General features: G+C 60.1%; 19 protein-coding genes. 9 read left to right on the top strand and 10 right to left on the bottom strand.

What is annotated here, in order from left to right:
• Positions 1-341: 341 nt before the first annotated feature.
• Together QMK55_RS24985 and QMK55_RS24980 are read right to left on the bottom strand one after the other, a co-directional pair.
• Positions 342-941: an NADPH-dependent F420 reductase gene (locus tag QMK55_RS24985; RefSeq protein ID WP_102357633.1), complete on the bottom strand. Its 600-nt coding sequence runs from the start codon at positions 939-941 to the stop codon at positions 342-344.
• Between the two features lie 71 nt (positions 942-1,012).
• Positions 1,013-1,747 (bottom strand): SDR family NAD(P)-dependent oxidoreductase, encoded by a 735-nt coding sequence (locus QMK55_RS24980; protein WP_102357632.1) that lies wholly within the window; start codon positions 1,745-1,747, stop codon positions 1,013-1,015.
• Between the two features lie 112 nt (positions 1,748-1,859).
• Between QMK55_RS24980 and QMK55_RS24975 the strand changes: the two genes are divergently transcribed.
• Positions 1,860-2,222, top strand: coding sequence for a winged helix-turn-helix transcriptional regulator (locus tag QMK55_RS24975; protein WP_102357630.1), 363 nt, complete (start codon positions 1,860-1,862; stop codon positions 2,220-2,222).
• 396 nt (positions 2,223-2,618) lie between these two features.
• Positions 2,619-8,192 carry a hypothetical protein gene (locus QMK55_RS24970; RefSeq protein WP_320330171.1) on the top strand — a complete coding sequence of 1,858 codons (5,574 nt, stop codon included), beginning with the start codon at positions 2,619-2,621 and terminating at the stop codon, positions 8,190-8,192.
• A gap of 122 nt (positions 8,193-8,314) precedes the next feature.
• On the opposite strand, the gene QMK55_RS24965 is transcribed toward QMK55_RS24970, so the two are convergent.
• The gene (locus tag QMK55_RS24965) at positions 8,315-8,650 is read right to left on the bottom strand and encodes a reverse transcriptase domain-containing protein (RefSeq protein WP_320330170.1); all 336 of its coding nucleotides are present in this window, start codon (positions 8,648-8,650) and stop codon (positions 8,315-8,317) included.
• 160 nt (positions 8,651-8,810) lie between these two features.
• Here QMK55_RS24965 and QMK55_RS24960 point away from each other — a divergent pair, with 160 nt between their 5' ends.
• Both QMK55_RS24960 and QMK55_RS24955 read left to right on the top strand, forming a co-directional pair.
• On the top strand, positions 8,811-9,038 hold the full coding sequence (locus QMK55_RS24960) for a GNAT family N-acetyltransferase (protein WP_320330169.1): 228 nt from the start codon (positions 8,811-8,813) through the stop codon (positions 9,036-9,038).
• Positions 9,039-9,248: 210 nt separating this feature from the next.
• Positions 9,249-10,034 (top strand): 5'-nucleotidase, lipoprotein e(P4) family, encoded by a 786-nt coding sequence (locus QMK55_RS24955; protein WP_256588197.1) that lies wholly within the window; start codon positions 9,249-9,251, stop codon positions 10,032-10,034.
• Between the two features lie 90 nt (positions 10,035-10,124).
• Here the strand turns inward: QMK55_RS24955 and QMK55_RS24950 are convergent, their stop codons facing one another.
• Together QMK55_RS24950 and QMK55_RS24945 are read right to left on the bottom strand one after the other, a co-directional pair.
• Positions 10,125-10,427 (bottom strand): pirin family protein, encoded by a 303-nt coding sequence (locus QMK55_RS24950; protein ID WP_256588192.1) that lies wholly within the window; start codon positions 10,425-10,427, stop codon positions 10,125-10,127.
• A gap of 43 nt (positions 10,428-10,470) precedes the next feature.
• Positions 10,471-11,385: a pirin family protein gene (locus QMK55_RS24945; protein WP_320330168.1), complete on the bottom strand. Its 915-nt coding sequence runs from the start codon at positions 11,383-11,385 to the stop codon at positions 10,471-10,473.
• A gap of 123 nt (positions 11,386-11,508) precedes the next feature.
• On the opposite strand from QMK55_RS24945, the gene QMK55_RS24940 reads away from it, so the two are divergent.
• A complete protein-coding gene (locus QMK55_RS24940) occupies positions 11,509-12,414 on the top strand; it encodes a LysR family transcriptional regulator (protein WP_320330167.1) in 906 nt (301 codons plus the stop codon).
• 23 nt (positions 12,415-12,437) lie between these two features.
• Here the strand turns inward: QMK55_RS24940 and QMK55_RS24935 are convergent, their stop codons facing one another.
• On the bottom strand, positions 12,438-13,325 hold the full coding sequence (locus QMK55_RS24935; protein WP_102357227.1) for an EamA family transporter: 888 nt from the start codon (positions 13,323-13,325) through the stop codon (positions 12,438-12,440).
• Between the two features lie 108 nt (positions 13,326-13,433).
• Between QMK55_RS24935 and QMK55_RS24930 the strand changes: the two genes are divergently transcribed.
• Positions 13,434-14,216: an AraC family transcriptional regulator gene (locus QMK55_RS24930; RefSeq protein ID WP_102357229.1), complete on the top strand. Its 783-nt coding sequence runs from the start codon at positions 13,434-13,436 to the stop codon at positions 14,214-14,216.
• A gap of 74 nt (positions 14,217-14,290) precedes the next feature.
• Here the strand turns inward: QMK55_RS24930 and QMK55_RS24925 are convergent, their stop codons facing one another.
• Positions 14,291-15,025: a hypothetical protein gene (locus QMK55_RS24925; RefSeq protein WP_256588193.1), complete on the bottom strand. Its 735-nt coding sequence runs from the start codon at positions 15,023-15,025 to the stop codon at positions 14,291-14,293.
• A gap of 3 nt (positions 15,026-15,028) precedes the next feature.
• Between QMK55_RS24925 and QMK55_RS24920 the strand changes: the two genes are divergently transcribed.
• Positions 15,029-15,511 carry a GNAT family N-acetyltransferase gene (locus QMK55_RS24920; RefSeq protein WP_102357230.1) on the top strand — a complete coding sequence of 161 codons (483 nt, stop codon included), beginning with the start codon at positions 15,029-15,031 and terminating at the stop codon, positions 15,509-15,511.
• 27 nt (positions 15,512-15,538) lie between these two features.
• Here the strand turns inward: QMK55_RS24920 and QMK55_RS24915 are convergent, their stop codons facing one another.
• Positions 15,539-16,195 carry an O-methyltransferase gene (locus tag QMK55_RS24915; protein ID WP_102357232.1) on the bottom strand — a complete coding sequence of 219 codons (657 nt, stop codon included), beginning with the start codon at positions 16,193-16,195 and terminating at the stop codon, positions 15,539-15,541.
• A gap of 111 nt (positions 16,196-16,306) precedes the next feature.
• Between QMK55_RS24915 and QMK55_RS24910 the strand changes: the two genes are divergently transcribed.
• The gene (locus QMK55_RS24910; RefSeq protein WP_320330166.1) at positions 16,307-16,945 is read left to right on the top strand and encodes a TetR family transcriptional regulator; all 639 of its coding nucleotides are present in this window, start codon (positions 16,307-16,309) and stop codon (positions 16,943-16,945) included.
• Here QMK55_RS24910 and QMK55_RS24905 read toward each other — a convergent pair.
• A complete protein-coding gene (locus QMK55_RS24905) occupies positions 16,937-17,902 on the bottom strand; it encodes a helix-turn-helix domain-containing GNAT family N-acetyltransferase (RefSeq protein WP_320330165.1) in 966 nt (321 codons plus the stop codon). The genes QMK55_RS24910 and QMK55_RS24905 overlap by 9 nt on opposite strands.
• A gap of 162 nt (positions 17,903-18,064) precedes the next feature.
• Here QMK55_RS24905 and QMK55_RS24900 point away from each other — a divergent pair, with 162 nt between their 5' ends.
• Positions 18,065-19,063 (top strand): zinc-dependent alcohol dehydrogenase family protein, encoded by a 999-nt coding sequence (locus QMK55_RS24900; RefSeq protein ID WP_320330164.1) that lies wholly within the window; start codon positions 18,065-18,067, stop codon positions 19,061-19,063.
• A gap of 122 nt (positions 19,064-19,185) precedes the next feature.
• Here the strand turns inward: QMK55_RS24900 and QMK55_RS24895 are convergent, their stop codons facing one another.
• Complete coding sequence (locus QMK55_RS24895; protein ID WP_320330163.1) at positions 19,186-19,527, bottom strand: hypothetical protein; 342 nt, start codon at positions 19,525-19,527, stop codon at positions 19,186-19,188.
• Between the last annotated feature and the right edge of the window lie 46 nt (positions 19,528-19,573).

Below are 19,573 nucleotides of genomic sequence, written 5' to 3'. Positions count from 1 at the left end.
AAATCCTTGAAATGCGGGATGAATGCCACGCGAAAGACTGTATGACACACAGCGTCATAGACAAGTGTGATTTTTGTACTGGTGAGGGAATATTCAGAATGCCCGTCTTTCAGCCATAACCTGACGTCTACTGGCTAAAGCACTTACCAATTCCCGTTTCTGGACATGTGAGGACAACTACCGGCCAGAAGCGGACTTTTTCACCTCGATGCTTAAGTTCAAAGCACGCTTGCCAGATAATCGGATCGCGGCTTTCTGCCGTCGTCGACCTCGCTTCAATCAGGCAGGGCTGCCTTTTGTCCACGAGGCCGGATCGCATCAAAATTTGTGATCACGGATCGTCAATCGAACCTTACCAAGTTCTTAAAGATCAGTTGCCCCCAGCTGTCTCCGCGCGCCTGCACTAGCAGCCCACCCTCCGAAAGCCCGCCAAGTTTGATCGGCGAGAAACCGAGATTTTCAGCAAGCGTACCGACTTCCGTTGCGGCGTCGTCGTCATCGCTCGCCAGGAACACGACTCTCCTGCCGCCCTGTATGGCCGGATTCTGGTCAAGCACGCCGGCGACCAAATGGTTGAAGCCCTTGACCAGTCTTGCACCCGTGAAGGCCTGCGCAATGACTTTGGAAGAAGGCTGCCCTCCCAGTTGCTCAGGAGGCACGCCGTAGGCATTAGTCACATCGATAATGGTCTTGCCCTTCCAGGTCGGCAGCGCTTTCGCGACCTCTCGGTGAGACTCAAAACGGACAGCCAGAAAGACGATGTCCGCCTTGAGGGCTTGCGCCAGTGTTGCTGGCACGATCGCTGGTCCGATCGCGGCTGCAGTGGAGGCAAAGCTTTGCGGATCGCGAGTGGTTGCAACGGATACTTCGATGCCGCTTCGGGCAAACGCCTTGGCCAGGGCCTGGCCGAGCTTGCCGAAACCGATAATTGCGTAGTTCATATATTCTCCTTGGGTTTACTACGCCCGGCGGGCTCCGAATATCGATCGAGTGACCGGCGGGGCGTAGCGAATCAGATTTGCGCCAGGCCGCCGTCGACGGCGACCTCACTGGCGGTCATGAAGCTGCTGTCCTGCGACGCGAGAAACGCGGCCGCCGCGCCGATCTCCGCCGGATCGGCCATGCGCTGGAGTGGATTCATCGAAGCGAAGACCTTCATGCCTTCCTCGCCCAGCGCGGCCTTGGCGAGTTCGGTCGCGGTCGGCCCGGGCGACAGCACGTTGACCCGGATACCCGTGCCCTTCAGATCCTCCGCCCAGGTCCGCGCAAGATTGCGCACTGCCGCTTTGCTCGCGCTGTAGACACTGAAAGCGGGGGCGCCCGTAGTGCCGGCGCTCGATCCGGTCAGGATGATCGAACCGCCCTGGCCCATCAGCGGCAGCGCCTTCTGGACCGTGAAGATCAGGCCCTTCACGTTGGTGTCGAAGGTTTCGTCAATGTGCTCGGCGGTGAGTTTGCCGAGCGCAAGCGGGCTCCCCGCCCCGGCATTGGCGAAGACGATGTCGAGGGTTCCGCGCTCGGCCTTCACCGCCGCGTACAGTCGGTCGAGGTCGGCCCGATCGGAGACCGAGCCCTTTACCGCGCGGGCATTCGGTCCGAGCTCGGCCACGGCGACATCGAGCGCTTCCTGGCGGCGGCCGAAGATGAACACGAAGGCTCCCTCCTCGATGAAGCGTTTTGCTGCGGCGAGGCCTATGCCGGTGGCACCGCCGGTGATCACCGCGGTCTTTCCATTCAGTCTGGTCATGCGTGCATCCTTCGTTGGCGTTGTACCCAAGCAGGAAATTGCTTGCTTGAGAACGAGGATGCAGCTCAGGTAACCTAAGGACAAGTATGCACCTTTAGGTAAGTATCAAAATATGACGACGACTTCTGAAATCTGCGACACCGGTTGCGGGCTCAACGCCACGCTGCGCATCATTTCGGGCAAGTGGAAACCGCTGGTCTTGTTTTTCCTGCGCAGCGGCCCGAAACGCTATGGCGAGCTCAAGCGTTTGATCCCGGGCGTCAGCGACAAGGTGCTGATCCAGCAACTGAAGGATCTGGAAGCCGATCATGTGCTGGCGCGGACCGACTACAAGGAAGTGCCGCCGCGCGTGGACTACGCGCTGACCCCACTCGGTCGCAGCCTGGCTGAAGCGATCGTGCCACTGTGCACCTGGGGCACCGAAAACGCGGCACAAATGGCAAGAATCTTCGCTGAGCGCGACACTTTGGCCTAGCAGTATTACGAAACCGCGCATCACACTCCGAGCCTCGCTTTCGATAAGAAACGGGCCGCCGCGGATAATGACCATCAGTTAAGCGAACTCAATGCTCAAAGCAACGAAGATCAATTGTGGGAGCGGGCTTGCTCGCGAAGACTGACTCGCAGACAACACACACTCTGCTGGCATAAAAAACCCGCCACTCCGATCAACCGGGGCGGCGGGTTTTGTCGTTTCAGACCTCGATCAAACCGTATCCACCTTCAACGACTGATCACCCAGCAGTTCGGCAGCTTTCAGATCGACCATTCGTCTTAAGCGTTTGCGCACCTGTCAGATCTGACAGGTGCGCGCTCGCCCGAAAAGCGCTCTGATAGTGCCTGTAAATCCTACGGCACAGGAGCCTGGATCATGACCGCGTCATCGTCGTCCGACAACACTGTCCTCGTGTTCTATCCACCACGCATCACTGGACAAACCTACCCGGTGGTCGGCGCGATGGTCGGCGTTCCTCTGGTTGCGGTTGACCTGGTCACCGACGGTGGGGGGGCTTACGTAGAGGTCGACCCGCCGCTGTCCGGAATGATGGAACCGGGCGATCTCATGCGCTTATGGTCTGACGGTGACCTGACGATGCTCGACAGCCAGACCATCGTTAATCCCGATGTGACGACCACTCTGCGTCTGCCCAAAGGGCGTTTGCACCCGGACCGCGTCAACCTGCTGTACGTCGACGTCACCCGCGGCAGTGGCAACATCGGTAAATCCGATACGATGAGCGTCCTTTACAACAGAGTCCGCCCCGGTCTGAAAGACCGCCTGACCAATCCTGGCGGCCACTCCGAGCTCAAACTTCTGTTGCCTGATATTTTCAAGAATATGCTGGACCCAAGCTTTGTCAGCGCGCAGGTCTGCGTGGCCTATCCCTATTGCCGGGCTTACGACCGCATCAGTCTCAAATGCAACGGCGAGATCATGTACGCCGACGTCGATAAGGATCTGGCGCCCCAACCGCCAAACCCCGGCAACGAAGAGCCGATCACCATTTGTTTCACCGTCGACCGCGCCTTTCTCGACAAGGCGAAACGACTGGACGGGAAGCTGCACTTTTCCTTCACGGTCACCGACCAGATCGGCAATGGCCCGGACCCGGATGCACCCTGGTCCCCCGTAGCAACCGTGGAAGAAGACCTGGATGGCAAGCGCCTGCCGATGCCGATCCTGCTGGAGCGGATGGAGGATTATCCCGGTGACGACAACAGCATCATCGAGCTGGAAAAACTGGCCGGTAATCCGCTGCTGGTGGTCATCCTCACGGCGGACAAGCGCTTTGTAGCAGGCTATGACATCGAGGCCGTCTACACCGCAAGAGTGACCGGGCGGCCGGACGTGGTGGTGGTGGTTGTCAGCGGCAAAGTCGAAAACGATCAGTTCGGGCAGAAGAAACCCTGCATCCTCAACGTGCCTTTCGACAACGTGATTGCCGACAGCGCCGTGACCGTCACCTATGAACTGCGCCAACCTGACGGCACAGTGGTGGCGACCTCCATCCCGGCGAACGCGCAAGTCGTCGGGGCAGACACGATTGATTTGCCACCACCTTCTCTGGTGTCGCCGGCGGTGAGTCCGATTGATATTCCGGCTTATCTCGAAGGTGTAACCATGCGCATCGAGTACCTGGGTGCATTGTCCGGCGACCGGGCACGGTTGGTGGAGGTCAATCCGCCGGCCGGGGCGCCGCAGTTTCCGTTAGTGGCGTTCAACGTGAATAAGCGGGTGAATACCCTTCTGACTCCCGAGTTCCTGACAGCACGGCAAGGCAAGGACATCGAGTTTCGCTGGAACCTGAATCGTGATGGTGGGCAGGCCGGGAGGTCGCCAATCTTGAAGTTGAGCATCTTGCCAATAGCAGAAGCCCCGACCATCTCTTCGATCAAAGGCTCGCCCAGTGGCGTGGAAATTCCGCATGGCGGCACCACCGTCGAGACAGCGGTCACCCTGACCGGTACGGCGACCGCGGGCCTGGAGGTAGAGATTTTTAACCGAGGCTTCTCATTGGCTACACGCCCAGTCGACACCAGTGGCGTTTGGACGTTCGAGAACAAGGGCATGAGCGTAGCGGCGCATAGCTTCACCGCCAAAGCACTGTACGGCGCGGGTCAGGTATCGGATGCATGGACTCTGACAGTGACCGCCTCAGACGCCCCTACCATCACCAAAGCCGAGGACTCCAAGGGCGCCCTGATCCCGCACGGCGGCACCACCGTCGACACCACGGTCAAGCTCACCGGCACGGCCAGCAAAGGGCAAAAGGTGCAGATCAAGGACGGTGCAACGGTCAAGGACGAAGCCACCGCCGATGCCACCACCGGCGAATGGACGCTGACCATGACCGGACTGGGCGCGGTGGCACACAGTTTCACTGCCACCGCCCTGTACGGCGCAGGTCAGGTGTCGGCTGCACGCACGCTGACAGTGACCGCCTCAGACGCCCCTACCATCACCAAAGCCGAGGACTCCAAGGGCGCCCTGATCCCGCAAGGCGACACCACCGTAGACACCACGGTCAAACTCACCGGCACGGCCAGCAAAGGGCAAAAGGTGCAGATCAAGGACGGTGCAACGGTCAAGGACGAAGCCACCGCCGATGCCACCACCGGCGAATGGACGCTGACCATGACCGGACTGGGCGCGGTGGCACACAGTTTCACTGCCACCGCCCTGTACGGCGCAGGTCAGGTGTCGGCTGCACGCACGCTGACAGTGACCGCCTCAGACGCCCCTACCATCACCAAAGCCGAGGACTCCAAGGGCGCCCTGATCCCGCACGGCGGCACCACCGTCGACACCACGGTCAAGCTCACCGGCACGGCCAGCAAAGGGCAAAAGGTGCAGATCAAGGATGGTGCAACGGTCAAGGACGAAGCCACCGCCGATGCCACCACCGGCGAATGGACGCTGACCATGACCGGACTGGGCGCGGTGGCACACAGTTTCACTGCCACCGCCCTGTACGGCGCAGGTCAGGTGTCGGCTGCACGCACGCTGACAGTGACCGCCTCAGACGCCCCTACCATCACCAAAGCCGAGGACTCCAAGGGCGCCCTGATCCCGCAAGGCGACACCACCGTAGACACCACGGTCAAACTCACCGGCACGGCCAGCAAAGGGCAAAAGGTGCAGATCAAGGACGGTGCAACGGTCAAGGACGAAGCCACCGCCGATGCCACCACCGGCGAATGGACGCTGACCATGACCGGACTGGGCGCGGTGGCACACAGTTTCACTGCCACCGCCCTGTACGGCGCAGGTCAGGTGTCGGCTGCACGCACGCTGACAGTGACCGCCTCAGACGCCCCTACCATCACCAAAGCCGAGGACTCCAAGGGCGCCCTGATCCCGCAAGGCGACACCACCGTAGACACCACGGTCAAACTCACCGGCACGGCCAGCAAAGGGCAAAAGGTGCAGATCAAGGACGGTGCAACGGTCAAGGACGAAGCCACCGCCGATGCCACCACCGGCGAATGGACGCTGACCATGACCGGACTGGGCGCGGTGGCACACAGTTTCACTGCCACCGCCCTGTACGGCGCAGGTCAGGTGTCGGCTGCACGCACGCTGACAGTGACCGCCTCAGACGCCCCTACCATCACCAAAGCCGAGGACTCCAAGGGCGCCCTGATCCCGCAAGGCGGCACCACCGTAGACACCACGGTCAAACTCACCGGCACGGCCAGCAAAGGGCAAAAGGTGCAGATCAAGGACGGTGCAACGGTCAAGGACGAAGCCACCGCCGATGCCACCACCGGCGAATGGACGCTGACCATGACCGGACTGGGCGCGGTGGCACACAGTTTCACTGCCACCGCCCTGTACGGCGCAGGTCAGGTGTCGGCTGCACGCACGCTGACAGTGACCGCCTCAGACGCCCCTACCATCACCAAAGCCGAGGACTCCAAGGGCGCCCTGATCCCGCACGGCGGCACCACCGTCGACACCACGGTCAAGCTCACCGGCACGGCCAGCAAAGGGCAAAAGGTGCAGATCAAGGACGGTGCAACGGTCAAGGACGAAGCCACCGCCGATGCCACCACCGGCGAATGGACGCTGACCATGACCGGACTGGGCGCGGTGGCACACAGTTTCACTGCCACCGCCCTGTACGGCGCAGGTCAGGTGTCGGCTGCACGCACGCTGACAGTGACCGCCTCAGACGCCCCTACCATCACCAAAGCCGAGGACTCCAAGGGCGCCCTGATCCCGCACGGCGGCACCACCGTCGACACCACGGTCAAGCTCACCGGCACGGCCAGCAAAGGGCAAAAGGTGCAGATCAAGGACGACGCAACGGTCAAGGACGAAGCCACCGCCGATGCCATCACCGGCGAATGGACGCTGACCATGACCGGACTGGGCGCGGTGGCACACAGTTTCACTGCCACCGCCGTGTATAACCCAAGCCTAATCTCCGTCCCCTATACCCTGACGGTCGCCAACGCGGCCACTCCCGTCATCACCTCGGTCAAGGACGCCTACGGTAACGAAGTCGCCAACGGAACTACCATCGTCAACGATTTTGTCGACCTCACCGGCACGGCTACGGCCGGTTTTGAGGTCGAGATCTTCGATGGCGCCACATCCAAAGGCCGACGCACGGCCAACGTCAGCGGTGTCTGGATCCACAGGGTTCAGGGCATGGGTGTCGGGGAGCATAGCCTGACCGCCAAAGCCCTGTATGGCAGCAATCCGGTATCGGCGGCCAGGACCTTTAAAGTGGCCATAGCGGTGACGCCTGCGATCACCTCGGTCAAAGACGCCTACGGCAACGAAGTCGCCAACGGCACCACCATCGTCAACGACGCCGTCGACCTCACCGGCACAGCGACCGCGGGTCTTGAGGTCGAGATCTTTGACGGCGCCACGTCCAAAGGTCGTCGTCCTGTCAACGCCAGTGGCGTCTGGACCCACAGGGTTCAGGGCATGAGTGTCGGGGAGCATAGCCTGACCGCCAAAGCCCTGTATGGCAGCAATCCGGTGTCGGCGGCCAGGACCTTTAAAGTGGCCATAGCAGTGACGCCTGCGATCACCACGGTGAAAGACTCCAAAGGTAACGACATTCCCAACAACGGCACCACCATCGACACCACTGTCATTTTGACCGGCACGGCAACCGCGAACCTGGAAGTCGAAATCTTTGATGGCGCCACCTCCAAAGGCCGCCGTCCTGTCGACGCCAGTGGTGTCTGGACCCATACGCTGGGGAACCTGGACGATGGGACGCACACCCTGACCGCCAAAGCCCTGTATGGTTCGGAGCAGTCATCCGCGCCACGCATCGTGAAGGTGGAGACGGCGCCCGAGTTGATCATCGACCCGACGCCTATGGTGCTGGATGGTCTCAAATTGATTCAGGACTATGGCTGGCCAACGAAGGAGGTGGAAGGGAACGTTGAAACTCGAGTGCCCATCAGTGGTGCGGCCCCGTATACCTACACCTCGGCCGATCCGAGTATTGCCAGTGTGGATGCGAACGGGAAGGTAGCCGGGCTCAAAAGGGGGACCGCACGAGTGACCGTGGTGGACCGATATAACAGGACCGCATCATACGCGGTGACTGTGTCCAATGTGTACCGGATAAAGAGGACTTGGGGGGAAATGCGTCTGGACAGCGCAGCAGCATGGGTCGGCAACCAGCCGCATGTAGCCCGCGAGCTCGCCGCCCAATGTGTATTAACATTCCCGGATAACTTCGGCGCGATCGAGGGGATTCTCGCACCGTTCTACCCCCCCACCTATGGAAACGACGGAAACACACTGATTGAGGGGACGTACACCCCCGAAGCCCGCCAGTGGTCTCCATACAACTTGCACTACACCGCGATGTATTCCACAACCACGAGCGGGATCCAAGTCCCCTCGGAACCCCTACGCGAGGCACCGTGGTGGGTGATGGGAGGGTTCGCCATCACCCCTGAAGTGTGAGGAATGAGCACTGATACGAAAAAACGGTAATCCACGACAGGCACCGCCCTTTAACCCGGTGGTGCTGGTCGCTTGCTCCTAAAGCTGGCGTTTTTTCGATAGGCCGACGTTAACACAGGAGACTATTGGACGGGGTAACGCTTTCCCAGGAAGGTGAAGCCCCGCTCGATAGGTCCGAGTACGGTTTTGTCCGGATGTTTCTGCAGGTCGAGCGCCTCAAACAGGCGATTGACCACGCAGATGCCCTGACGCAGCTTGTTGCGTGTTGCTGCCAGCACCAATACGTCATCCATATAACGCAAATAGAACAGGTCCGGCCGGGTCAAGGCCACGTCCAAACGGTACAGATAAAATCCACCCAGTAGAGGGCTGAGCGAACACGCCAGCGGGAGACCCCGGGTGTGCTCCCAAAACAAGCCTCCGCGCTCTGCGGTGCGTGTCAGGTATTGGATCAGCACGCCGCCCCCTTCGCGAGCAAGCCCGCTCCCACAGAGGATCTGCGCTTAACTGATCGGTATTAGCCGCCACTGATGGGCTTTTCTTTGTGGCCTTGTCCGGGCCTGAAGTGATTGGCAGCGTTCTCGCGGATACGACAGTCATCGTGGATGGTTGTATTCAGTGGCGGTGCACCCGTCGCATCGCAGGCAAGGTGTCGGGATACAGCGGGTCCGTCATGCCGAGGCTGCGTTGACGGCGCGCGGCTGCATGAAGATCCATCTGCAAATCGTCAGCACCAATGAAAGTGTCAAAGCCTTTTATGAAGCACTGGGCTATTCGACCGAACCGCGCATCAGCATCGGCAAGAAAATCGAGTCAAATATCGTGATGCCTGAAGAGCAGCGCTGAGTCGTAGCGCGCCACTCCGGGCTTTATGACAGATAAATGACAGAAATTACGCCCGATTGATCCACAAACGCGACACCTGCGTTGAGCCCGGATCCCGGCTGAGATAGAACACTCTGGCAGCATTGGCCGCAGTGGCTCAATCCGCGTTTTAAGGGCTCGAACGTGAAAATAAAAACAAACCAGATCTCCCCCCTGTTCCTCTCTCTACTGATGCTGCATGGCGCTCCCACCTTTGCCGAAGAAGCCGCCAGCCCGCCATCAAACCTTCTGACCGCCGCCGTCGCCTGGAAGCAGACCGCCGCCGAGTTCGAGGCGCTTTATTACCAAGGTTTCAACGTCGCCCGAATGCAACTGGACCGAGCGCTGCAGGCGCACAAGCCGGGCGATCGGCCATTGGCGATCATCAGCGATGTCGATGACACCGTGCTGAGCAGCAACAGCTATTGGGGCTACATGATCAATGCCGACAAGGAGTTTTTCGACGACGCAGCATGGGATCAGTGGGTGGCCGACAATGGCCCGGTTGCCACGCCCGGCGCGGTGGATTTCCTGAGCTATGCGCAATCGAAAGGTGTTGAGATTTTCTACGTCACCAGCCGTGACCAGGGCGAAAAAACCTACGAGTACGCCTTGGCGAATCTGCGCAAAAACAATCTGCCGGTGGCCGACGAGAAACACCTGACGGTTTACCGCGACAGTTCCAACAAGGAGCCGCGTCAACAGGAGATCGCCAAGGATTACGACGTGGTGGTGATGCTGGGAGACAACCTCAACGACTTCAAGCGCAAGTACTACGTCGCTGACGTCAAACAGCGCACCCGCCTGATGACCGAAGACAAGGAGCAGTTCGGGCGCAAGTTCATCATCTTTCCCAACCCTACCGACGGGCACTGGCTCAAGGCAATTTTTGGCGACTCGGAGCCACCGGCCACCGCGCAGAATCGGGCGAAGTTCAAGGCGGCAGCGGGTTCTACCGCCTGGCAGCCCAAGCAATGACAGAGCTGACTTGAAGTCAGTCAATCCATGCCGGTCAACACCGCGCTGTCCCGCCACAGTTGCTGCGCAACGTCATCACGGCGGGCCAGTTCAGAGGGTTCTGGCCAGGTCAGTTGACCTCTGCACGTCGCCGGCCACGGTGCGGCCCTGCCCGCCTGCGCTGTCGCGGTGACTCACGGCACCTTCGAGGACGTAACTGACGATCTCCATGCTGTCGTGCCCATGCAGGGGGAACCCGGTGCCCGGGGCAATCTCGTCGTCGTTCCAGACCACCAATGCACCCAGCGGACGGTGCGCAGGATTGCCTTTGGCGGTGACGTTGAAATGATGCCGCGCCTTGAGCCAGCCAAAATCACCGCCGCCAAGATCGGCCTTCAATCGATGTTCTAACATTGTCGTTCCTGAAAAAGGGCTTCAACCGCAAACACGGTGCTGTTCATTTGAAAACCGGCACAGAGGTCGATTGCTGGGGCTGCTTCAGGTACTCGCGCAATCGAGCACCAATCTCGGCAATATTTGCTTCCCCTGCGCGCAGCGCCTGGCGGTTGGTGTGTACCGAGTAATTTCCCAGCGCCAACTCGTAGGGATGAGGCTGCGCCGAGCCAATCACGAACACTGCATCCTGTTGCATCGCCTGCAGGGTGACCGCCTGGCTACCAGGTTCGAAGACCACCATTTCGCCCGCCATCACCACGTTCGGGGCACAAAGTGCGCCGCGACTGACGCTCAACCACAACGACTCATGCCCCCGCGGCGGGACGTAACGCCAGGACTCGCCGGCTCGCAGCGTGACCAGCAAGTAATTCATGCCAGCGGGCGCGCGAACCGGACTTTGCACCCCCTGGTAAGAGCCCAGAATCACCCGTGCCGGCCCCGCTTCGGGCATCGCACTCGACTCCAGGTATTGGCTGTCGACACTGGCGTTCTCCAGCTCTGGCGGCAGGGCAATCCACAGCTGAAACCCCTGAATCCGCTTCGACGTGCCGACTGACATTTCCTTGCCGTGCCAGACGCCACCGCCCGCGCGCATCCATTCGACACCGCCGTAATCGATCATGCCCTTGCCCGACCCGGCATCCTCGAAACGCAAATTGCCTTCGGTGATCAGGGTGATGGTGGCAATGCCCGAGTGCGGGTGCATGGGCATGCCGTTGATGAACGAACTCTCGCCTTCAAACAGATCAAGGAACACGAATGGCTTGACCCGGTGTCCCAGATCACCGGGGCTCATCAGCCGGACGATCGCACCGTGCCCGCTGCCGGTGGTGCGATAGCTGATGGCGCGGTGAGAGACGGAGTCGTGTGCAGTGTCAGGAGGTGCAGCGGTGTGCAGTGATTGCGCAGGGATCATGATGATTGCTCACGGAAAGTGGGAGCCTCTCGGCCCGATAGCGCAACAATAGAGCCAGATCGATTACTTTATTAGCCGATATAATTGGATTGCACTCGTCCATCAGCATCAGGAATCTTCGCCATGCTCGACCTCAATGACATCGCCATGTTTGTGCAGGTGGTCCGCAGCGGCAGCTTTGCCGAGGCGGCGCGGCGCCGGGGCATGCCGTCCAACACCGTGAGTCGGCGCATCCAGCAGCTTGAGGAACAACTCGGCACGCGGCTGCTGCAACGCTCTACCCGCAAACTCACCCTCACCAGCGCCGGTCAGGACTTTCATGAGCGTTGCGTCAGCGCGGTGGACGGCTTGCTCGAGGCGGGACAGGAATTGATGTCAGGCAGCAACGAGCCCAGTGGCCTGGTGCGGGTAGCGGCGCCTGCGGATTTCTTCGATTTTTTCCAGATGGAATGGGTCAGCGAATTTCTCGCCGCGCACCCGCGAGTGCGCCTGGACTTTGTGCTCAGTGATACGAAGGCCGACCTGATCACCGAGCAGATCGACGTCGCCTTTCGTGGTGGCCCCTTGCGCGACTCAGGCTATGTCGGCCGGCAGATCGTCGACCCGGGCAATGTCGGGATGGTCGCCAGCCCCGCCTACATTGCCGCGCGTGGTGCACCGCGGACCTTGCAGGATCTGGCCAGCCACGATTGCGTGGTCTCCGCGCAGCCAGGCGGCCACGCCGTCTGGCGGTTGGTCGGTCCCCACGGCGCAGAAGACGTACAAGTGGCCGGGCGCTTCAGCGGCAATACTGCCCAGGCGCTGCGCAAAGCCGCGCTGGCCGGCCTCGGCATCGCCCTGCTCCCACCGGTGATGGCCGCACTTGAAGTCGAGGCCGGTACGCTGGTGCCAGTGCTGCCCCAATACCGACCTGAAAACTTTGGCCTGAACGTGCTGTACCCGAGCCGTCGGCAATTGCCGCTTGCCGTGTCGGCGTTCATCGGACTGGTGATCCAGAAGATGAACGCGACGGACACGGCACCGGAGTGATGATTGCTCTGATATCCAGGGGATCAGATGATTCGCGCACGACGGCGTAACCATACAGCCTGCCAGTGCCCCGAACCCAAAGTGATCGCCACCAGCAGCAACAAGATCAACCCCCACTGCGCAGGGCCTGGGTATTGGCCGAGGATGACCATCGAACTGAAGATGCCGAACACCGGAATCAACAGCGACAACGGTGCCACACGCGAGATCGGGTATTCACGCAACAGCAGGTTCCAGCCCCAATAACTGAAATGTGTCGCGGCGTAGACCTGAAACGCGATAGAACTCAGGGTCAGCGCATTGAGCTGAGAAGGCAGCGCGCTGAACGGCGCCGAGCCATGCAACAGCCACGTCAACAGCATCAGCGGGATGGGCGGAAACAGGCTGGCCCACACCACGAATGCGAAGATCTCACGCACCTGCGACACTTTGATGATGACGTTGCCAACACTCCAGGCCATCGCGCTGATGACGACGAGGACCAACCCTGCCCTCGATGCATCACCGGGACTGCACAGTACGATGCCCTGCAACCCTGCGAATGCCAACAGCGCGCCAAGCCATTGTGCGCGCCCCAGATGCTCGCCAAAAAAAATCACCCCCCAACCCAAGGTGAAAAATGCGCTGCACTGGATCAGTAGCGATGCCGTGCCGGGCGGCACTCCCCATGCGATTCCCTGATTGATCAACGCCCACATCGCTACGCCAAAGATCAGCCCGTAAGCCGCCAGCCACCGAAAGGCCACCCGTGGGCGCTCCACGAAAAATACCCAAGGCAGCGAAGCCAGCGTGAAACGCAATGCTGTCAGCAACAGTGGATCGATACCCGCCAGGCCGAGCTTGGTCACGGGGAAATTCAATCCCCAGACCGCTGTTACCAGAATAGCGAGTACAAGGTGCTTCTTTTGCATGGTCAATCGTTCCCGACGCCGAGCGGAAATGCTCGTACGGGGAGCAATATGCAAGCAATTGCGCTGGCCTGCTTTCAGTCACAGGCCAATTTTCATTAGAATCGGGCCATGCAAGAAATTACCCGCCATCCTTACCAGAACACGCCACGCGATGCCGTCGTGACCACCGTTGATTACGCGGACGGCACGCTGTTCCCGCTGCACGATCATCAGCGTGGCCAGTTCGCGTATGCCGCCAGTGGGGTGATCACCGTGTTCACCGATGACGGCAACTGGGTGGTTCCGCCCCAACGCGGTATCTGGGTCCCCGCGCAACTCCCCCACTCCATGCAAATGCGTGGCCCGGTCACCCTGCACAACACCTATATCCGCAAACAGGCGGCGCAACGACTTGCGCTACCGGAGCAATGTCAGGTGCTCGACGTGTCGCCATTGTTGCGGCAGTTGCTGTTGAAAGCCATTGATGTACCTGCGCGCTATGCAAGCCAGGGACGTGACGGTCATTTGATGAGTTTGCTGTTGCACGAGATTGCCGCGATGCCCGCGCTGTCGCTCAATGCGCCGCTACCGGCGGAGCCACGTCTGGCGTTGGTGTGTCGCAAGTTTCTGAGTCAGCCTTCGCTGGAAGTGAGTATCGACGACATGGCCCAACGTGCAGGAATGAGCCGGCGTACCTTTACCCGACATTTTCGATTGCACACCGGGATCAGCTATATCGAGTGGCGACAACAGGCCTGTCTGCTCGCTGCAGTTGTCCTGCTGGGCAAGGGTCAGTCGGTCACCGAGGTCGCCATGACGTTGGGGTATAGCAGCTCAAGTGCATTTGCGACCGTGTTCAAGCAGTTGTTGGGGGAAGTACCGAGTCGGTACCTGGTCGAGCAACTGGTTTAGGGCGCAGCGGGTGCTTTGTCCGCCATATACATTTTTGCTGCAGACAGATATGGCTCCATCATTTCATCGGCTGTTCACCCTTTGAAGTCGCAATGAATCTGCATGCTTTCTGTTGGGTTTTTATGGATCACGAAACCGCACTGTTCCAAGACACTTTTGACGTTTTCAACAACAGAGAGGTGTTCCGCCGCCCTCTTGTGTTGAAGACTTGGTGAGGTAAAAACCCCCAGCGGTAGAAAGCGCAGTCTCTTCCCGTTCAAGATGATTGAAATATCGACATGGGTCCCATCCACATCATGCCCATTAGAGCCAAATATTTCGTTTATTTCATCTTTACGACCTGGGTAACAGGCACAAAACAACTTGATGCCCAGCCATCTTGATAGATCCCTGAAAGCACCAAGATGACTGCTTTTACTTTCATATCCACGGACGAGTAATAGCTGGATTGTCGGAGGAAGCCTTGACTGGGCCTCCATCAGCTTATCGAATACATTGTTTTCGATTAACACTTCAGAGGACGGCCAGCGAGGTTTGACCTGCAAGCCTTTGTTCTCTCCCTTAAGCAGGGTCAACATATCGATCGATCTCTTTCTATTCAACTGCTTGATTTCTTTGAAACTTAACATGCCGATGCGCGGACTGTCTTGTGTGCACAATTCAGCATCTGCAAGGTCGCTGAAACACCTGTTGAGCGACTGCGGATCGAGCGTCCACTTTGTGCTTGGCCCGCCGTTGGAATATCCCCCCAACCCTGAGACAAAGACCACCAACCTGAGAAACTTCCCTGCAATCAAGGAGCGGTGCACCCCATGGACGAAACCATCACTTACCGAATCGCGACGGTCGATGACGCCTTGAGCATGTGTGCGTTGGGCCAATTGCTCAACGAGGTGCACCACGCTGCCCGTCCCGATATCTATGCACCTGCCACCGAGCTGTTTTCTCGCGATCGCCCTCACTGGTCAGGTCTCTTTGAGAAGCCGGGACATGTTGTTTTCATCGCCAGCGCCGGCGATCAAGCAGTGGCGTTCATCACTGCCAGCCTGTCCGCAAGTTCAGGGCCGTTGATGCAGCCGCAGAATGTTGTGCGCATCGGCTCGGTGTGTGTCGCCGAACAGTTTTCGGGCAAAGGCATAGGGCGCGGGCTGATGGATCTCGTGAAAAACTGGGCGATCGAACAGGATGCCCAGGATCTGCGTTTGACTGTCTGGCCATTCAATACGCGCGCCGCGCGGATGTATGCGGAGTTCGGATTTGAACCCCGCGCCGTTGAAATGGGCATGCGTTTGTAGCGGTTCTCTACCGCGCAGAACCAAATCTCAGCCCAGTCGCATCGACAGCTCGATGTCATCGGCAAACGGCACCGACAGGTAACCGTTCTGCGGCGCACGCACGTAAGCCAGATAATCCGGGCAATAGTTGGTGTTATCCGCCACCACCAATGCGCCCGGTTTCAGGTGTTTTTCCACCAGGTGCAACACCTCGCCATACAACGCCTTGGCGCCATCGAGCAGGAGCAGGTCGACTGACGGCGGCAGGTCGCTGGCGAGCGTCACGAGTGCATCGCCTTCGCGGATCTGCACCAGATCACTGACGCCGCCCTCGATGAAGTGATGACGCGCCAGGGCGATTTTTGCCGGTTCGAATTCACTGCCGATCAGCACGCCGCCACCGTTGTCACGCAGCGCGGCCGCCAGGTGCAGAGTGGACAAGCCGAACGAGGTACCGAACTCGACAATCGCCTTGGCCCTGGCATTGCGCGCCAGCATGTACAACAGCTTGCCGGTGTCGCGGGAGACTGGCAGCCACAGGTCCTTGAGCATTGCATAGAGTTTCAGGTACTCGGTCTTGCTGTGCATCAGGCGTTCACGTTCCGCGCCAGACACCGTTTCCAGCAGCGGGCTGGTGGCGGCGCTGGCTTGGCTGTATAGGCGTTCGATCAGGCTGGCCAATGGCTCAGAAGTCAGGGTTGTCATGATTGCTTTCCGTCAATGGGCGATTAAGATGCGAGTAATTCGTCGCATTTAAATGATGCGAGTGATTCACCCGATCCGCTATTCGCGTTTTCCCCGAGGCCCGAGCCGCCCATGAACAATCGCCAAACCGCCCGTATTTCCTCGCGCAAACAGCCGCAGCAGGCACGCTCGACTGATCTGGTCGCGGCGATTCTGCAGGCGGCTGTTCAGGTTTTGACCGAGCATGGCGCCACCCGATTTACCACCGCACGGGTCGCGGAAAAGGCTGGCGTAAGCATCGGTTCGCTGTATCAGTACTTCCCCAACAAAGCGGCGATTCTGTTCCGTTTGCAGAGTGATGAATGGCTGCACACCACGCAGATGCTGCAACGCATTCTGCAAAACCGCGAACAACCGCCACTGGTGCGCCTGCGCACCTTGGTGCAGGCGTTCATCCGTTCGGAGTGCGAAGAGGCGCAGATGCGTGGTGCGCTGAACGATGCCGCGCCGCTGTATCGCGACGCCCCCGAGGCGCACGAAGTACGCGCGGCAGGACGGCAGATTTTCACCGCATTCATGCTGCAATTGCTGCCAAATGCCAGTGAGCCAACTCGCACGGCGGCGTGCGAGCTGATCCTGACCACGCTCAGTTCGGTGGGCAAGGATTTTTCCGCCAGCCCTCGCGCCGATCTGGAAATCACCGCATTCGCCGACGAGCTGGCGGACATGTTCAGCGCTTACGTGGTGGCGCTGAATCAGCCTTCAGGGTAAATCGGCCGGACGCGTCCGGTTGCGAGTGAACTGCTGTTCCGTGACAAGCGTGCCCCACTGGCTGCCCTGCTCTTCCCTGGTTAGCTCGAAGCCGGACGCTTCATACAGTCGGCGCGCGGCGTCGAGGCCCTTGAAAGTCCAGAGCGCAATGGAGTCAAAGCCCTGCTGATCACAAAACGCTACGGCCGCGTTCAGCAGTTGCCGGCCGACACCGCTTCCGCGACAGCCATCGTCGAGGATGAACCAACGCAAATGCGCTTGCTGGTTGCCGAGGTCCTGCCCGTCGATCGCGATCGAACCGACGATGCGCTCGTTGAGGGTCGCCACCCAAATCTGGTTGCACGGCTGATCAAGGCGCCCGACAAACTCTGCCACGCCACCGGCGACACGGCTTTCGAAGACCGCGCCGAAACCGGCATGCCGCGAGTAGTAATCGGCATGCATTTGCGCCACGCGGCCAATCAGGCCCGGACGGTAGCCGGTGCTGATGGGCAGGTTCGGTGTGAGTATTTGATCGCTGCCCAGGCGAATGGTCTTGAGGGCGTGGGCGTAGGTCGTGAGGCCTTGCGCCACGCTCTGTTGCTGCGAGGGATTGAGCGCCTGCAACGCCTTGCTGACCTGCGCCTGCCCAAAGGCGTGGATAGCGGCGGCGGTCTGCCGGCCTCGCGGCGTCAGCTGCAAGCGCTTGACGCGAGCGTCCGCGGCGGCACGTTCCTCGATCTCGCCGGCCTTGATCAGTTTGCCGACCATGCGGCTGACACTGGACTTTTCCAGCCCCAGGCTTTGCGCCAACTGCGCAGCGCTCACACCGTCCCCTGCCTCGATTTCCAGCAACGCGTGGACACCCGAGGCGGAGTAGTCGGTCGCTGCCAGCGTGGCGCGCATGAAGCCCAGTTCCCGCACCATGGTGCGCGACGCCGTGCGAATGTCTTCAATCAAGGCTGGGGCAATCGTCATGACCGACCACCTCTGAAAATTAGTTGTGCGATACAACCATATTCCAATAGCGCTGCGCAACGGGCCGACTACGCTGGGTAACAGCGAAGCGTATCCGGTCGACAAACCTGGCAGCAGGTTTCACCATGGCCCCTTTCCCTGAAATGACAGCGAGGCGTTGTAATGAGCCAATCCACCATTCGCGCGTTGATCCTTGATGACTACGCCGACAACTCCTTTCGCGAAGCACAGATCGAACGCCCGGTACCGCAAGCCAATGAGGTGCTGGTACGCATCGTCGCCAGTGGCGTGAACCCCATCGACTATAAAATCCGCACCGGCAATGCGCCGTACGCGATGCCGGAGCTGCCAGCGATTCTCGGAACTGACATGGCCGGCGTGATTGAAGCCGTTGGCGCCAACGTCAGCCATCTGTCGGTGGGCGACGAAGTGTTCGGCTTGGTCGGTGGTGTACGCGGTTTGCCGGGGTCGCTGGCCGAGTACCTGGCGGTGGATGCTGATCTGGTGGCGCTCAAGCCGAAGAATCTCGGGTTTCGTGAGGCGGCGGCAGTGCCGCTGGTGTTCCTGACGGCGTGGGAAGGTCTGGTCGACCGCGCGCACGTCCATACCGGTCAGAAGGTGCTGGTGCATGGCGGCGCGGGCGGTGTCGGGCACATGGCGGTGCAAATTGCCGTGGCCCTGGGCGCTGATGTGTTCGCCACGGTGTCGCCGGGCAAGCGCGCGATTGTCGAAGGCTATGGCGCCACCGCCATCGACTATAAAAGCGTGCCGGTCGAGCAGTACGTGAGCCAGTTCACCGATGGCGAGGGTTTCGACGTGATCTACGACACCGTCGGCGGCAAGAGCCTGGATGATTCGTTCGCGGCGATCCGGCTCTACGGTCACGTCAGCAGTTGCGCGGCGTTCGGCACCCACAATTTGGCCACCGGTTCGCTGCGCAGTGCGACGCTGTCGGGGATTTTCGTGTTGCTGCCGCTGCTCACCGGCGTCGGGCGCAAGCACCACGCGGAAATTCTCGGCTACGCCACGCGATTGATCGAAGAAGGCAAGGTCAAGCCGTTGATGCATGCCGAACGCTTCAGCCTCAGCCAGGCGCGACAGGCGCACGACGCGGTGCAACAGGGCACGGCGCTTGGCAAGGTGGTGATCGACGTCGCCTGAGACAGAAATACAGGCAAAAAAAGCCCCGCAACCGAATGAGGTGCGGGGCAAAGGATTGGTTGGTTGCGGCCAACCAAAGGAGCTCGGTTAAAACAGTTCGCAGCCTGGGTCACAAGCGTGGGTCAGATGCAATCCTGGGCGGCGCGTTCAAAGCTTGATGGCAGAAAGTTGGAGGCCAGCAAATGGCGCTCGTAGATGAACACTTTGCCGCCGCTGCCGGCCTTGTAGGCTTCCAGCACGTTGTCGGCGGAGACCTTGCTCGGCACCACGATCCGGTAGCTGCGCTGGGTCTGCGAGACAGTCGGGTTCAGCGCACTGAGCTGCAGCTTCGGCACCACACAATCGGCGTACTGCGCCGGGGTCTTGCTGGTCTGCAAGGTCAGCGTCGGGTCGTTCGGCGCGGAGGCGCAACCGGCGAGCAGCAACGCGGCAACGGCCAGGGTCGGGGCAAATAAACAACGCATCGGTGTAGTCCTGAAAATAAAGGTTCGGTTCAACTGGCAGTGGTTC

Source organism: Pseudomonas sp. P8_229, assembly GCF_034008635.1.
Taxonomy (GTDB): Bacteria; Pseudomonadota; Gammaproteobacteria; order Pseudomonadales; family Pseudomonadaceae; genus Aquipseudomonas.
Note: the sequence above shows the minus strand (reverse complement) of the source record. Positions and strands in the feature narration are given on the sequence as shown.

Excerpts from the sequence above, each read along its gene's own strand:
- QMK55_RS24905 (WP_320330165.1), bottom strand. The coding sequence starts at position 17,902 with ATGACGATTGCCCCAGCCTTGATTGAAGACATTCGCACGGCGTCGCGC.
- QMK55_RS24915 (WP_102357232.1), bottom strand. The coding sequence starts at position 16,195 with ATGACAACCCTGACTTCTGAGCCATTGGCCAGCCTGATCGAACGCCTA.
- QMK55_RS24980 (WP_102357632.1), bottom strand. The coding sequence starts at position 1,747 with ATGACCAGACTGAATGGAAAGACCGCGGTGATCACCGGCGGTGCCACC.
- QMK55_RS24940 (WP_320330167.1), top strand. The coding sequence starts at position 11,509 with ATGCTCGACCTCAATGACATCGCCATGTTTGTGCAGGTGGTCCGCAGC.
- QMK55_RS24935 (WP_102357227.1), bottom strand. The coding sequence starts at position 13,325 with ATGCAAAAGAAGCACCTTGTACTCGCTATTCTGGTAACAGCGGTCTGG.
- QMK55_RS24900 (WP_320330164.1), top strand. The coding sequence starts at position 18,065 with ATGAGCCAATCCACCATTCGCGCGTTGATCCTTGATGACTACGCCGAC.
- QMK55_RS24920 (WP_102357230.1), top strand. The coding sequence starts at position 15,029 with ATGGACGAAACCATCACTTACCGAATCGCGACGGTCGATGACGCCTTG.
- QMK55_RS24955 (WP_256588197.1), top strand. The coding sequence starts at position 9,249 with ATGCTGCATGGCGCTCCCACCTTTGCCGAAGAAGCCGCCAGCCCGCCA.
- QMK55_RS24970 (WP_320330171.1), top strand. The coding sequence starts at position 2,619 with ATGACCGCGTCATCGTCGTCCGACAACACTGTCCTCGTGTTCTATCCA.
- QMK55_RS24910 (WP_320330166.1), top strand. The coding sequence starts at position 16,307 with ATGAACAATCGCCAAACCGCCCGTATTTCCTCGCGCAAACAGCCGCAG.
- QMK55_RS24930 (WP_102357229.1), top strand. The coding sequence starts at position 13,434 with ATGCAAGAAATTACCCGCCATCCTTACCAGAACACGCCACGCGATGCC.
- QMK55_RS24895 (WP_320330163.1), bottom strand. The coding sequence starts at position 19,527 with ATGCGTTGTTTATTTGCCCCGACCCTGGCCGTTGCCGCGTTGCTGCTC.
- QMK55_RS24950 (WP_256588192.1), bottom strand. The coding sequence starts at position 10,427 with ATGTTAGAACATCGATTGAAGGCCGATCTTGGCGGCGGTGATTTTGGC.
- QMK55_RS24985 (WP_102357633.1), bottom strand. The coding sequence starts at position 941 with ATGAACTACGCAATTATCGGTTTCGGCAAGCTCGGCCAGGCCCTGGCC.
- QMK55_RS24975 (WP_102357630.1), top strand. The coding sequence starts at position 1,860 with ATGACGACGACTTCTGAAATCTGCGACACCGGTTGCGGGCTCAACGCC.
- QMK55_RS24945 (WP_320330168.1), bottom strand. The coding sequence starts at position 11,385 with ATGATCCCTGCGCAATCACTGCACACCGCTGCACCTCCTGACACTGCA.